The organism is Streptomyces viridosporus T7A (assembly GCF_008704515.1).
Classification (GTDB): domain Bacteria; phylum Actinomycetota; class Actinomycetes; order Streptomycetales; family Streptomycetaceae; genus Streptomyces; species Streptomyces viridosporus.
In genome coordinates this window covers 3,443,313-3,456,816 of the sequence record NZ_CP023700.1, presented here as the reverse complement: position 1 = coordinate 3,456,816, position 13,504 = coordinate 3,443,313, and the positions used below count along the sequence as shown (strand labels likewise).

Sequence of the window (13,504 nt, the reverse complement as noted above, 5' to 3'; positions counted from 1 at the left end):
ACGGGCACCGGCGGGCAGGACCCACGGGGGGACGACGCCGAATTCGGCAGGCCGGTATCCCGGGCGGCGGCACTACAGTGGGTCGGAACATTCCGCAGCACGGTGGACCACGGTGTACGCCAAGCAATCAGCAGGGAGCGCATGACGTGCGGCCGGTAGGCAGTAAATACCTGCTCGAGGAGCCGCTCGGACGCGGCGCCACGGGCACCGTCTGGCGAGCCCGCCAGCGGGAGACCGCGGGCGCCGAGGCGGCCGTGCCCGGACAGCCCGGCGAGACCGTGGCGATCAAGGTCCTCAAGGAGGAGCTCGCGAACGACGCCGACGTCGTGATGCGGTTCCTGCGCGAGCGCTCCGTCCTGCTGCGGCTGACCCACCCCAACATCGTCCGGGTCCGCGACCTGGTGGTCGAGGGCGATCTGCTGGCCCTGGTCATGGACCTCATCGACGGTCCCGACCTGCACCGCCACCTGCGCGAGAACGGCCCCTTCACCCCGGTGGCCGCCGCGCTGCTGACCGCCCAGATCTCCGACGCGCTCGCCGCCAGCCATGCCGACGGCGTGGTGCACCGCGACCTGAAGCCGGCCAACGTCCTGCTCAAGCAGGAGAACGGCGCGATGCACCCGATGCTGACCGACTTCGGCATCGCCCGCCTCGCCGACTCCCCGGGCCTGACCCGCACCCACGAGTTCGTCGGCACGCCCGCATACATCGCGCCCGAGTCCGCCGAGGGCCGCCCGCAGACCTCCGCCGTCGACGTCTACGGCGCCGGCATCCTGCTGTACGAGCTGGTCACCGGCCGTCCGCCGTTCTCCGGGGCCTCCGCCCTGGAGGTGCTGCACCAGCACCTGAGCGCCGAACCGCGCCGCCCCTCCACCGTCCCCGACCCGCTGTGGACGGTCATCGAGCGCTGCCTGCGCAAGAACCCCGACGAACGACCCAGCGCCGAGAACCTCGCGCGCGGCCTGCGGGTCGTCGCCGAGGGCGTCGGCGTGCGCGCGAACTCCGCGCAGATCGCCGCCGCGGAGAACGTCGGCGCGCTCCTCGCGCCCGACCCGGCGCCCGCGCCGGTGCCCGGCGTGCCCGGCGCCGCCGACCCGACGCAGGTGCTGCAGCACGGCGCGGGCTCCCACGACCCCAACGGCGAGACCAGCGTCCTGCCGCACACCGGCGGACCGGCCGGTGCCGCCGACCCGACCGCCGTGCTCCCCCAGCACGGCGCGGCCGACCCCACCGCCGTCATGCCGCCGGTGCCGCCCGGCCCGCCCGGTCAGGGGCGGCCCGGACAGCCCGGCCCGGAGGACCCGCACCCCTGGCAGAACCAGCTGCGCGCGGCCCGCGACCGCAACGAGCAGACCCAGGTCCAGTACCTCGACCCCGACCAGGACCCGCTGCGCCGCCGCCCCCAGCGGCAGGTCGCCCGACCGCAGCAGCAGCCACAGCAGCCACAGCAGCCGCAGCAGCCGCAGCGGCGCCCGCAGGCCCAGCCGGGCCCCGGTTACGGCTACCCGCAGCAGCAGCCGCAGCGGTACGCCACACCGCAGCCCCAGCAGCCCCAGCCGCCGCAGCGGTACGCGCCCCCCGCCCCGCCGGAGCCCCGGCGGCCCCGGCGCGAACCCCGCCCGCCGCGCCAGCGCAGCGCCAACCCGATGCGGATCCCCGGGCTGGGCTGTCTGAAGGGGTGCCTGTTCACGATCGTCGTCCTGTTCGTCGTCGGATGGCTGGTCTGGGAGCTGAGCCCGCTCCAGGACTGGATCGGCACCGGCAAGGGCTACTGGGAGCAGCTCACCGACTGGTTCGGCACGGTGACGGGCTGGTTCGAGAACCTGGGCGGCTCCTCGGGGCCCTAGGCGGTGTCTTCAAATGATCTTGAGTGGTGGATCATGGTCGGGTGATACGTCGCCATGAACTGTCGGATACCGAGTGGGAGTTCGTCCGGCCATTGCTGCCCGCCTCGTTGCGGGGCAGGAAGCGGCTGGACGACCGCACGGTCCTCAACGGGATCGTGTGGAAGTTCCGCACCGGAACCGCCTGGCGGGACGTGCCCGAGCGGTACGGCCCGTGGGCCACGCTGCACACCCGTTTTCGCCGGTGGGCCCTGGACGGCACCTTCGAGCGGATGCTCCGGGCCGCCCAGGCGCAGGCGGACGCGGCCGGGGACATCGACTGGCTGGTGTCGGTCGACTCCACCGTTGTCCGCGCCCACCAGCACGCCGCCGGCGCCCGAAAAGGGGGATCCACAACCCCGCCCTCGGACGCTCCCGAGGCGGCCTGACCAGCAAAATCCACCTCGCCTGCGATGCCCTGGGGCGCCCGCTCGCCTTCACCGTCACCGGCGGCAACACCAACGACTGCACCCAGTTCACCGCCGTGATGGAGGCGATCCGGGTGCCCCGCCTCGGACCGGGACGGCCCCGCGTCCGGCCCGATCACGTGCTCGGCGACAAGGGCTACAGCTCCAAGGCGATCCGGGCCTGGCTCAGGCGACGGGGCATCGGCCACACCATCCCGGAGCGGGCCGACCAGATCCGCAACCGGCTCCGCCGCGGCCGCCGCGGCGGGCGGCCGCCGGCCTTCGACAGGCAGCTCTACAAACGGCGCAACGTGGTCGAACGCTGCTTTAGCCGCCTGAAGCAGTGGCGCGGCATCGCCACCCGCTACGACAAGACCGCCGAGTCCTACCAAGCAGCCGTCACCCTCGCATCGCTCCTGATGTGGGCGTGACATTTGAAGACACCGCCTAGGAGCCCCGGGAGTCCTCCGGGGCGGGCCGGGGCCGGGCCGACCCTCCCCGGCGTTTTTGCTGATTTGTCGACACCTGGGGGCCGATTTCCGGATCCGTTGTGAAGGCAGGCTCCCCGGACGCGTAGCTTTGACGACAACACGCGTCGGTAGGAGCAGTCTTGGCACGGAAGATCGGCAGCCGGTACACCGCCCACCAGATCCTCGGACGGGGCAGCGCCGGCACGGTGTGGCTGGGCGAGGGCCCCGAGGGGCCCGTCGCCATCAAGCTGCTGCGCGAGGACCTCGCCTCCGACCAGGAGCTCGTCGGCCGCTTCGTGCAGGAGCGGACGGCGCTGCTCGGCCTGGAGCATCCGCACGTCGTCTCCGTGCGCGACCTGGTGGTCGACGGCAACGACCTCGCCCTGGTCATGGACCTGGTCCGCGGCACGGACCTGCGCACCCGCCTCGACCGGGAGCGGCGCCTCGCGCCCGAGGCGGCGGTGGCGATCGTCGCCGACGTCGCGGACGGGCTGGCCGCGGCGCACGCGGCGGGGGTCGTGCACCGGGACGTCAAACCGGAGAACGTGCTGCTGGACATGCAGGGCCCGCTGGGGCCGGGCGGCTCGCACCGCGCGCTGCTGACGGACTTCGGTGTGGCCAAACTCATCGACACCCCGCGCCGGACCCGGGCCACGAAGATCATCGGGACGCCGGACTACCTGGCCCCGGAGATCGTGGAGGGCCTGCCGCCGCGCGCGTCGGTCGACATCTACGCGCTGGCCACGGTCCTGTACGAGCTGCTCGCGGGCTTCACGCCGTTCGGCGGCGGGCACCCCGGGGCGGTCCTGCGCCGCCACGTCACCGAGACGGTGGTCCCGCTCCCCGGCATCCCCGACGAGCTGTGGCAGCTGCTGGTGCAGTGCCTGGCCAAGGCCCCGGCGTCGCGGCTGCGCGCCTCCGAGCTGGGCGCGCGGCTGCGGGAGCTGCTGCCGATGCTGGCGGGGATGCCGCCGCTGGACGTGGACGAGCCGGACACCGGGCCGGCGCAGGAGGAGGCGGAGGAGGCCCGGGCGCCCGGCCGGGTCCCGGCCGCCGGGGAGCCGGTGCGGCGGCGCGGCGCGGTCCCGCTGGTGCCGGGCGCGCGGCCGGCCGACTCCAACCGCGACACCCACACGTCGATGAGGGTGCCCGCCCCCGACGAGCTCGCCGGCGGGGCCCGCGGCACGGCCCGGGCCCCCCGCGCGGCCGGTGCCCCCCGCCCCGGCTCGGCCCGCAACCGCGCGGTCGCCCGCCGGCGCCGCCTGGTCCTGACCGTGGCGGCGGTGGTCCTGGCGACAGCGGCGGGCGTCGGCACCTGGCTGGCCGCCGCGGACGACGGCACGGCGCCTCCCCGGGACACGGGGGACTCCGCCCCGGCGGTTCCGTGACCCGGTGAGCGGCTTTCGGGAGCCGCGTCCGGCGTGGGACGCCCGGTGGAGCCGTTACGCTGGAGGGCGTGGCAGTCGTCGATGTATCCGAAGAGCTCAAGTCCCTCTCCTCGACCATGGAGTCGATCGAGGCCGTTCTGGACCTCGACAGGATGAGGGCAGACATCGCCGTGCTCGAGGAGCAGGCGGCAGCGCCGTCCCTGTGGGACAACCCGGACGAGGCGCAGAAGATCACCAGCAGGCTCTCCCACCTCCAGGCCGAGGTGCGCAAGGCCGAGGCGCTGCGCGGCCGGATCGACGATCTCGCCGTGCTCTTCGAGATGGCCGAGGAGGAGGACGACCCGGACACCCGCGCGGAGGCCGAGGCCGAGCTCGCCGACGTCCGGAAGGCGCTGGACGAGATGGAGGTCCGGACGCTGCTCAGCGGCGAGTACGACGCCCGTGAGGCGCTCGTCAACATCCGCGCCGAGGCCGGCGGCGTCGACGCCGCGGACTTCGCCGAGAAGCTCCAGCGCATGTACCTGCGCTGGGCCGAGCAGCACGGCTACAAGACCGAGATCTACGAGACGTCCTACGCGGAGGAGGCCGGCATCAAGTCGACCACCTTCGCCGTCCAGGTGCCCTACGCCTACGGCACCCTCTCGGTCGAGCAGGGCACCCACCGCCTGGTGCGCATCTCGCCCTTCGACAACCAGGGCCGGCGCCAGACCTCCTTCGCCGGCGTCGAGGTGCTGCCCGTCGTCGAGCAGTCCGACCACGTCGACATCGACGAGTCCGACCTGCGCGTCGACGTCTACCGCTCCTCCGGCCCCGGCGGCCAGGGCGTGAACACCACCGACTCCGCGGTGCGCATCACGCACATCCCCACCGGCATCGTGGTCTCCTGCCAGAACGAGCGCTCCCAGATCCAGAACCGCGCCACCGCGATGAACGTCCTCCAGGCCAAGCTGCTGGAGCGGCGCCGTCAGGAGGAGCAGGCCAAGATGGACGCCCTCAAAGGCGACGGCGGCAACTCCTGGGGCAACCAGATGCGTTCGTACGTGCTGCACCCGTACCAGATGGTCAAGGACCTGCGCACGGAGCACGAAGTCGGCAACCCCGAGTCCGTGTTCAACGGTGAGATCGACGGATTCCTGGAGGCCGGCATTCGCTGGCGCAAGCAGCAGGAGAAGTAACCCCCGCGCGAACAGCGCTTTGTCGACAAGGCAACTGCCGCCTCTCCGGCGGCAGTTGCCTTTCTCATGTCGGGACGTCTGGGTTTTACATCACACTCACGGCCTCGTTGTTCGGCAAAGCGTGCGTAGGGGGACATCGCGTACGCAACGGCCTTGACGTTCTTTTGAAAACTCGGAAGGGTGACGCGTGGCATGCGCATCTCCGGGGCGCATGTGAACCGGGGGGCGTTTCATCGTAGTCACCCCCGTTGATCACAGCCCTGGGCGCTGCCTCATCGACGATGAGCTACTGGGGGTAGCAACCACATGACCAAGAAGACGCGGATCCGTGTCGCTCGGATCGCGGCCGGCGCCGTGATCGCGGCCGGTGCCTCGCTGACCGCGGCCGGCGCGGCCTCCGCCTTCGAGATCGGCGTGAGCGCCGGTGCGAACGACGGGACCGCCAGCCTCGACGCCGAGGTGGGCCCCGGCGGCGAGGACGCGGACGACGACGAGCCCGGCGAGGGCGGAACTCCGACGGAGACCCCGCCGACCACCATCCCCGGGGAACCGGACCCGACCGAGGAGCCCACCGCGGAGCCGACCCTTCCGGAGGAGCCCACGACCGAGCCCACCGAGCAGCCCACCGAGCAGCCCTCCGAGACCGCCCCGGGCGGCGGCACCGGCGGCGGCAACGGTGGCGGCGGTGGCAACGGTGGCGGCACCGGCGGCGGCAACGCGGCCGACCCCAATGGTGGCCCCTCCGCCCAGGAGGAGGGCTCCTCGGCGCTCACCGACACCGGCGACGAGGCCCCGGCCCCCTCCGCCCAGAGCGACGGCAAGGAGCTCGCCGAGACCGGTGCCGCCGAGATGACCTTCCTGGTGGTCGGCGCCGCCACGATGATTGCCGGAGGCATCGGCTTCCGGGTGCTGCCGCGCCTCATGACCGGCCGCGGCGGCGCTGCCGCCTGACGGTGGCCGTGCGCGTACACGGCGTACGCATGACGTAGACCGAGGGGCCCGGAGCGCGATCGCGCTCCGGGCCCCTCGTGTGTCCCGCCCCGGCGTCGGGCCGACGTCAGACGGTCTGGTGGGCGAGCAGCGCCACCGCCGCGACCAGCACCGCCAGCAGCGCGATCAGTGCCATGGGGTTCAGTCCCGCGAAGAAGTTCTCCTGCTGCAGCCGCTCGCGGTTCGCACGGCACACGGGGCACCGGCCCTCGCTCACGGGCGCGGCGCAGTTCGCGCACACCAGCCGGTCGTACGTCATGCGCTCGCCCTCCTCCCACCGGTTCCATCGACACAACGCCCACGGTCACGTGAACGTTCCCCTTCCACTGTGCCAGGTTCCGCGGTGAACGGCGCGGGGCCCCCGTCATCCTGCCCCCGACGGTGGGGCCGCGCGGGCCCGCCGGGCCGCCGTACATCCGTCACAAAGGACACAAGTGGCGCGCAACCCCGGGCGGTGACTGCGGTCATCCTTCCGCTTCGCGTAAGGTCACGCTCATCTACCCCCGGCTACCCGTGGTGCATCCGTGATCCGATTCGACAATGTGTCCAAGGTCTACCCCAAGCAGAACCGCCCCGCCCTCAGGGATGTCTCCCTGGAGGTCGAGAAGGGCGAGTTCGTGTTCCTCGTGGGGTCCTCCGGCTCCGGAAAGTCCACCTTCCTGCGGCTGATCCTCCGCGAGGAGCGGGCCAGCCACGGGCAGGTGCACGTCCTGGGCAAGGACCTCGCCCGCGTCTCCAACTGGAAGGTGCCGCAGATCCGGCGCCAGCTGGGGACGGTGTTCCAGGACTTCCGCCTGCTGCCGAACAAGACGGTCGCCGAGAACGTCGCCTTCGCGCAGGAGGTCATCGGCAAGTCGCGCGGCGAGATCCGCAAGTCCGTGCCGCAGGTGCTCGACCTCGTCGGCCTCGGCGGCAAGGAGGACCGGATGCCCGGTGAGCTCTCCGGCGGTGAGCAGCAGCGCGTCGCCATCGCGCGGGCCTTCGTCAACCGGCCCAAGCTGCTCATCTGCGACGAGCCCACCGGCAACCTCGACCCGCAGACCTCCGTCGGCATCATGAAGCTGCTCGACCGCATCAACCGGACGGGCACCACCGTGGTGATGGCGACGCACGACCAGAACATCGTGGACCAGATGCGCAAGCGCGTCATCGAGCTGGAGAAGGGCCGCCTCGTCCGCGACCAGGCGCGCGGCGTCTACGGCTACCAGCACTGACCCTCCCCGATCGCGCCCGATCGCGCCCACGGAAAGGCCTGAAGGACCCGCCATGCGCGCCCAGTTCGTCCTGTCGGAGATCGGTGTCGGTCTCCGCCGCAATCTGACGATGACCTTCGCGGTCGTCGTCTCCGTCGCCCTGTCGCTCGCCCTGTTCGGCGGGTCGCTCCTGATGAGCGACCAGGTCAACACCATGAAGGGCTACTGGTACGACAAGGTCAACGTCTCCATCTTCCTGTGCAACAAGAGCGACGCCGCGTCCGACCCCAACTGCGCCAAGGGCGCGGTGACCGAGGACCAGAAGAGCCAGATCAAGACCGACCTGGAGAAGATGTCGGTCGTCGACACGGTCACCCACGAGTCGCAGGACGAGGCGTACAAGCACTACAAGGAGCAGTTCGGCGACTCCCCGCTGGCCAGCTCCCTCACGCCGGACCAGATGCAGGAGTCGTACCGCATCAAGCTGACGGACCCGGAGAAGTACCAGGTCATCGCGACCGCCTTCGACGGGCGTGACGGTGTGCAGTCGGTGCAGGACCAGAAGGGCATCCTGGACAACCTCTTCGGGCTGCTGAACGGCATGAACTGGGCCGCCCGCGCGGTGATGGCGCTCATGCTGGTGGTCGCCCTGATGCTGATCGTGAACACGGTGCGCGTCTCGGCGTTCAGCCGTCGCCGCGAGACCGGGATCATGCGCCTGGTCGGCGCCTCCGGCTTCTACATCCAGGCGCCGTTCATCATGGAGGCCGCGGTCGCCGGACTCATCGGCGGCACGCTCGCGTGCGGATTCCTGGTGGTCGCGCGGTACTTCATCATCGACCACGGACTGGCGCTGTCGGAGAAGCTGAACCTGATCAACTTCATCGGCTGGGACGCGGTGCTGACGAAGCTGCCGCTCATCCTCGCCACGAGTCTGCTGATGCCGGCGTTGGCGGCGTTCTTCGCGCTGCGCAAGTATCTGAAGGTGTGACTCTTGTCCAGAGGGGGCGTACGGTCAACCGGCCGTACGCCCCTCGGCGTTGTCCTAGACTCACCGGCATGTCAGGTCGTGACCTGTTCTGTCAGCCCCGCCGCATCCGCCGCGGTGCCGCCCTGACCTTGGTGTTCGCGAGCGTGCTCGTCGCCGGTGCCGCCACCGGCAACCTGCCCGCGTCCGACCGGAGGACCGGGGCCGGAGAGGTCCGTCCCGCCGCGCCCGCAGGACACCACGCGGACGTCACCAGGGCGGCCGAGGAGGCCGTGCGCGACGGCACCTCCCCCATGGAGGCCGCCGAGCACGCCGTCAGCCGCAGCGGGGACCGCTGGGCCGCCGTCTACTCCCCGGGCGAGTACGAGGAGTTCGAGGACGCCCTGGACGGCCGCTACACCGGTGTCGGCCTGTGGGCCCGTGAGCGGGACGGCCGGATCGAGGTGGCGAGGGTCGGCAGCGGCACCCCCGCCGCCGACGCCGGGATCCGCGCGGGCGACCGGCTGCGCAGCGTCGACGGCGAGGAGGTCGACGGGCGCCCCGTCACCGAGGTCGTCTCCCTGCTGCGCGGGGACGGCACCGACGAGTCCGCCGGCACCACCGTCCGCCTCGGTCTGGAACGCGGCGGGCGCGCGTGGAGCGAGACCCTGCGCCGGGCCCGGCTGTCCCGCGACACGGTGACCGTCCGCGCGTACGCCGACCGGATCACCGTCGTCGAGGTCGCCGCCTTCACCAAGGGCTCCGGCGACGAGGTCCGCACCGCCGTACGGCGGGCCCCGGCCGACGCCGGGATCGTCCTCGACCTGCGCGGCAACTCCGGCGGCCTGGTCACCGAGGCCGTCACCGCCGCCTCCGCCTTCCTCGACGGCGGCCTGGTCGCCACCTACGACGTCGAGGGCGAGCAGCGCGCCCTGCACGCCGAGCCCGGCGGCGACACCACCAGGCCCCTGGTCGCGCTCGTCGACGGCGGGACGATGAGCGCGGCCGAGCTGCTCACCGGAGCCCTGCAGGACCGCGGGCGTGCGGTGGTGGTGGGCTCCCGCACCTTCGGCAAGGGATCGGTCCAGATGCCGACCCCGCTGCCCGACGGCTCCGTCGCCGAGCTGACCGTCGGCCACTACCGCACCCCCTCCGGCCGGAGCGTCGACGGCCGCGGCCTCACCCCCGACGTCGAGGCCGACGAGGAGGAGCTCCGGCGGGCCGAGACGGTCCTGAGCGGACTGGGCCGGTAGCGCGCCGCGGGCGGGTCGGTGATCGGCTTCCCCGAAACCCCCTGCGTAGTGCGAAAATGGGCCGCACTATGGCTAAGGAAAAAGGGCGCAAGCTGATCGCGCAGAACAAGAAGGCGCGGCACGACTACCTCATCATCGACACCTACGAGGCCGGCCTGGTCCTCACCGGGACCGAGGTGAAGTCGCTGCGTCAGGGCAGGGCGTCGCTGGTGGACGGCTTCGTCCAGCTGACCGACCACGAGGCGTGGCTGCACAACGTGCACGTCCCGGAGTACAGCCAGGGCACCTGGACCAACCACAGCGCCCGGCGCAAGCGCAAGCTGCTGCTGCACCGGGAGGAGATCGACAAGCTGGAGGCCAAGTCCCAGGAGACGGGACACACCATCGTGCCGCTCGCCCTGTACTTCAAGGACGGCCGCGCGAAGGTCGAGATCGCGCTGGCCAAGGGGAAGAAGGAGTACGACAAGCGCCAGACGCTACGGGAGAAGCAGGACCGGCGCGAGGCCGAGCGGGCGATGTCGGCGGTCCGCAGGAAGCAGCGCGCCTGAGCGGGAACACACCGGCGCCGGACGGCGTTGAACCGGGTACCGCGGCGGGGCGACCCGCCGGGGCGGCGGGAGAACCGCCGGGAATGCGGTGGCATCGTCGGGCGTTGGTCACGTACGATGGCGCCAGCACCTCACAGCGGGTGCGCACCTTGAGAAATCAACATGGGGATGATCGGTTTCGACAGCGGCTGTCGAAGCAGGGGAAGCGTGTCGAGGAAGCGGCCATGATCTCGTAAACCACAGGCCGAAAAAAATAATCGCCAATTCCAAGCGATCCATCTCCCAGGGCGAGCTCGCCCTCGCTGCCTGATCTTCAGGTAGCGAGCAGCGGCTCCCCTACTTAAAGGGAGTGTCAGCCCGGGGGTGTTCCCGACCCGGATCCTGGCATCATGCAGGGAACTAAACCTTGATCCCGGTCACGGGGTGAAGAGGGAAACCACACAGTGACTGGGCCCGTCGGAGACTTGTCGGCGTGATCTCCGGGGCCGAGAAAAGCACAGCCGACTGCACACGGAGAAGCCCTGGTTCCGCACCGTTGGACGCGGGTTCGATTCCCGCCATCTCCACTCGACCCCATGTGGGCAAAGGCCCCGTCGCCTCGAGCGCCGGGGCCTTTGTCATGCCGGGGTCCTCGTCATGCCGGCGCGGGTCAGGCGGCCGCCCGCGCCGCCGTGCTCGCCCGTTCCGTCAGGCGGGGCGGCAGCAGGGTGCGCTGCGGTACGGGAGTGCCGGACAGCTTTTGCACCAGCAGGTGCACCGCGCGCGTGCCCAGCTCCGCCGACGGCACGGCGACCGAGGTGACCGGGACGCGGGCCGAGGCCGCGACGGGGGCGGGGCAGACGGCGGTGAGGGAGAGGTCGCCGGGGACGCGCAGGCCGAGCCGCTCGAAGGCGTCGATCAGCGGGTCGAGGAGCGGTTCGTTGTGCACGACCACCCCGGTCAGCGCCGGCTGCTCGCGCAGCAGCCGCTCGGCGACCGCGCGGGCGGCGTCCCGGCCGGTTCCGCACGGGTGCACCGTGGAGGCGATCCGGTGCCGGTCGGCGGCGGACGTGAAGCCCTGCACGAGCCGCCGCGCGAACGCGGTCCGCCGCACGTACACCTCCGGCGGCGAGCCGACCAGCGCCACCACCCGGTGGCCGAGCCCCGCCAGGTGGTCCACGCACAGCTCCCCGGCCGCCCGGAAGTCCAGGTCGACACAGGTCAGCCCGTCCGGCTCGGCGGGCACGCCGATCAGCACGGACGGCAGGGACAGCGAACGCAGCAGCGGCAGCCGGGGGTCCTGGAGCTGCACGTCCATCACCACCACCGCGTCCGCCAGCCCCGCGTCCGCGACCCGCCTGATCCCCTCCTCGCCCTCGCCCTGGGTGAGCAGCAGCACGTCGTGGTCGTGGGCGCGGGCGGCGGTGGCCACCGACACCGCGAACCGCGTGACCACCGGCACGTGGACACCGGAGCGCAGCGGGACCGCGAGGGCCAGCACCTTCGACCGGCGCCCGGCCGGGGGACGGGCCCCGGCGTGCGGGCGGTAGCCCAGCTCGCGGACGGCGTCCTGGACGCGCCGCCGGGTGGCGTCGGAGATCGGACGCTTGCCGCTGAGCGCGTACGAGACCGTGCTCGGGGAGACCCCGGCGCGCCGGGCCACGTCCGTGATCTTCACCATCGGGGGTCCTCACCTGGCACTGTCCGTGGGGGATGCCGAAGCGGTGCCGAAGCACCCGCAGAAGCGCGGCCGGCGCGGAGCGGGGGCGCGGCCGAGGTGCGGCCGGGCGGATCCGCAGCGGCGTCGAAGCGCTTCGACGGGTGAAGGTATGTGCGGGGACCGGGGCCGTCAATGGGGCGTGCGGGAATCCGTGGAGCGGTTCGACGGCTCGGCCGGGAAGCGGTCCGACCGCCCGAACAGGGCCGCGGAGACGAGGAGGGCGAGCGCGGCCGCCGCCACCGGGACGCCGTACCCGGCCGTCGCCGAGACGTGCTCCACCGTCCAGCCGCCGGCCGCGCTGCCGCACGCGATCCCGCCGAGCAGACCGGTCACCGCCAGTGTCATGCCCTCGTTCAGCCGGCCCGCGGGGGTGCACCGCTGGACCAGGGTCATGGTGGTCACCATCGTCGGGGCCGTGGCCATGCCGGCCAGCAGCAGGGCCCCCGCCAGCACCGGGAGCGAACCGGTCAGGCCGGCCGCGAGCAGCGGCAGGGCCATCAGCGCGGTCATCGCGGCCAGGCACCACGGCAGCCGGGCCCGCGCGGATCCGGCGGGGCGCACCGCGCCGTACAGCAGGCCCGCCGCGCAGGAACCGGCCGCCTGGAACGCGAGCACCGCACCGGCCGCCGTGCGGTGCCCCCGCTCGTCCGCGAACGCGATGGTGACGACCTCCATCGCGCCGAACACCGCACCCGTCGCCAGGCAGACGGCGAGCAGCGGCCGCATGCCGGGGGCCCGGAAGGGGGCGCGGGCGGGCGCGCGCCGCTCGACCGGCGGCTCGGTGGACCGCTGGGCGGTGAACAGCAGCACGCCCGCCAGCAGCAGCACGACCCCCACGAGGGTGCCCGCCTCCGGGAAGAGGGTTCCGCACAGGAAGGCCGCGACCACCGGGCCGAGCATGAAGCACAGCTCGTCCGCGGCCTGTTCGAAGGAGTTCGCGGTGTGCAGGGCTCCGGCGTCCCCCTTCAGCAGGTGGGCCCAGCGGGCCCGGGACATCCCGCCGGTGTTGGGCGTCGTGGCGGTGGCGGCGTAGCAGGCGAACAGGGTCCAGTCGGGGGCGCCGTGGCGCACGCAGAGCAGCAGCGCGAGGAAGCCCAGCGCGGCGAACACCGTGGCGGGCAGGGCGACGCGGGCCTGCCCGTACCGGTCGATCAGGCGCGCGGTCCACGGGGCGACCACCGCGGTCGTCGCCAGGCCCGTCGCGGTGACGGCGCCGGCGAGGGCGTACGAGCCGCGCGTCCCGGCGATCATCACGACCGCGCTCACGCCGAACATCCCCATCGGCAGCCGGGCGAGGAGGCCGCCGGCCGTGAACGCACGGGCACCGGGCCGTGCGAGGAGACGGCGGTACGGGCCCTTCCCCCGGGTGCGCGTCCGGCCGTCGCTCCGGCGGCGCGGGCCGAAGTCGACGGCGACGAGGGTGTCGGAGGTGACCGTGAACAGGACGGTGTCCCGGGGGCTCTGCTGAGGCATGCCCCCCACCGTCGCCCCGGGGTGCGCGGACGGTCCAACACCTTCCCGGCGCCGATTC

At 72.5% G+C, this 13,504-nt stretch carries 11 protein-coding genes, 1 other RNA gene and 1 pseudogene; 10 read left to right on the top strand and 3 right to left on the bottom strand.

Annotated elements, in window-relative coordinates:
• Positions 1 to 146: 146 nt before the first annotated feature.
• The 5 genes and pseudogenes from CP969_RS16020 (at position 147) to CP969_RS16000 (ending at position 6,274) form a co-directional block, all read left to right on the top strand.
• Complete coding sequence (locus tag CP969_RS16020) at positions 147 to 1,847, top strand: serine/threonine-protein kinase (RefSeq protein WP_016826019.1); 1,701 nt, start codon at positions 147 to 149, stop codon at positions 1,845 to 1,847.
• A gap of 44 nt (positions 1,848 to 1,891) precedes the next feature.
• Positions 1,892 to 2,721, top strand: a pseudogene (locus tag CP969_RS16015) (IS5 family transposase).
• 179 nt (positions 2,722 to 2,900) lie between these two features.
• Positions 2,901 to 4,148, top strand: a complete 1,248-nt coding sequence (locus CP969_RS16010; RefSeq protein ID WP_150474935.1) for a serine/threonine-protein kinase — start codon at positions 2,901 to 2,903, stop codon at positions 4,146 to 4,148.
• A 68-nt stretch (positions 4,149 to 4,216) separates the two neighbouring features.
• Positions 4,217 to 5,323 (top strand): peptide chain release factor 2, encoded by a 1,107-nt coding sequence (gene prfB, locus CP969_RS16005; protein WP_004987380.1) that lies wholly within the window; start codon positions 4,217 to 4,219, stop codon positions 5,321 to 5,323.
• Between the two features lie 306 nt (positions 5,324 to 5,629).
• On the top strand, positions 5,630 to 6,274 hold the full coding sequence (locus CP969_RS16000) for a hypothetical protein (protein ID WP_004987381.1): 645 nt from the start codon (positions 5,630 to 5,632) through the stop codon (positions 6,272 to 6,274).
• A 106-nt stretch (positions 6,275 to 6,380) separates the two neighbouring features.
• Here the strand turns inward: CP969_RS16000 and CP969_RS15995 are convergent, their stop codons facing one another.
• Positions 6,381 to 6,572 carry a hypothetical protein gene (locus CP969_RS15995; RefSeq protein ID WP_004987383.1) on the bottom strand — a complete coding sequence of 64 codons (192 nt, stop codon included), beginning with the start codon at positions 6,570 to 6,572 and terminating at the stop codon, positions 6,381 to 6,383.
• Positions 6,573 to 6,837: 265 nt separating this feature from the next.
• Between CP969_RS15995 and ftsE the strand changes: the two genes are divergently transcribed.
• The 5 genes from ftsE to ssrA all read left to right on the top strand — a co-directional run bounded on the left by ftsE (position 6,838) and on the right by ssrA (position 10,843).
• A complete protein-coding gene (gene ftsE, locus CP969_RS15990; RefSeq protein WP_004987389.1) occupies positions 6,838 to 7,527 on the top strand; it encodes a cell division ATP-binding protein FtsE in 690 nt (229 codons plus the stop codon).
• A 52-nt stretch (positions 7,528 to 7,579) separates the two neighbouring features.
• Positions 7,580 to 8,497: a permease-like cell division protein FtsX gene (gene ftsX, locus CP969_RS15985; RefSeq protein ID WP_004987390.1), complete on the top strand. Its 918-nt coding sequence runs from the start codon at positions 7,580 to 7,582 to the stop codon at positions 8,495 to 8,497.
• Between the two features lie 68 nt (positions 8,498 to 8,565).
• Positions 8,566 to 9,726 (top strand): S41 family peptidase, encoded by a 1,161-nt coding sequence (locus CP969_RS15980; RefSeq protein WP_171817497.1) that lies wholly within the window; start codon positions 8,566 to 8,568, stop codon positions 9,724 to 9,726.
• 68 nt (positions 9,727 to 9,794) lie between these two features.
• Entirely contained in the window at positions 9,795 to 10,274 is a 480-nt protein-coding gene (smpB, locus tag CP969_RS15975) for an SsrA-binding protein SmpB (protein WP_016826026.1), read from the top strand.
• Between the two features lie 164 nt (positions 10,275 to 10,438).
• Positions 10,439 to 10,843: a transfer-messenger RNA gene (gene ssrA / locus CP969_RS15970) on the top strand.
• 80 nt (positions 10,844 to 10,923) lie between these two features.
• Here the strand turns inward: ssrA and CP969_RS15965 are convergent.
• A complete protein-coding gene (locus tag CP969_RS15965) occupies positions 10,924 to 11,934 on the bottom strand; it encodes a LacI family DNA-binding transcriptional regulator (protein WP_016826027.1) in 1,011 nt (336 codons plus the stop codon).
• A 168-nt stretch (positions 11,935 to 12,102) separates the two neighbouring features.
• Complete coding sequence (locus CP969_RS15960) at positions 12,103 to 13,446, bottom strand: MFS transporter (RefSeq protein ID WP_016826028.1); 1,344 nt, start codon at positions 13,444 to 13,446, stop codon at positions 12,103 to 12,105.
• Positions 13,447 to 13,504: the final 58 nt, after the last annotated feature.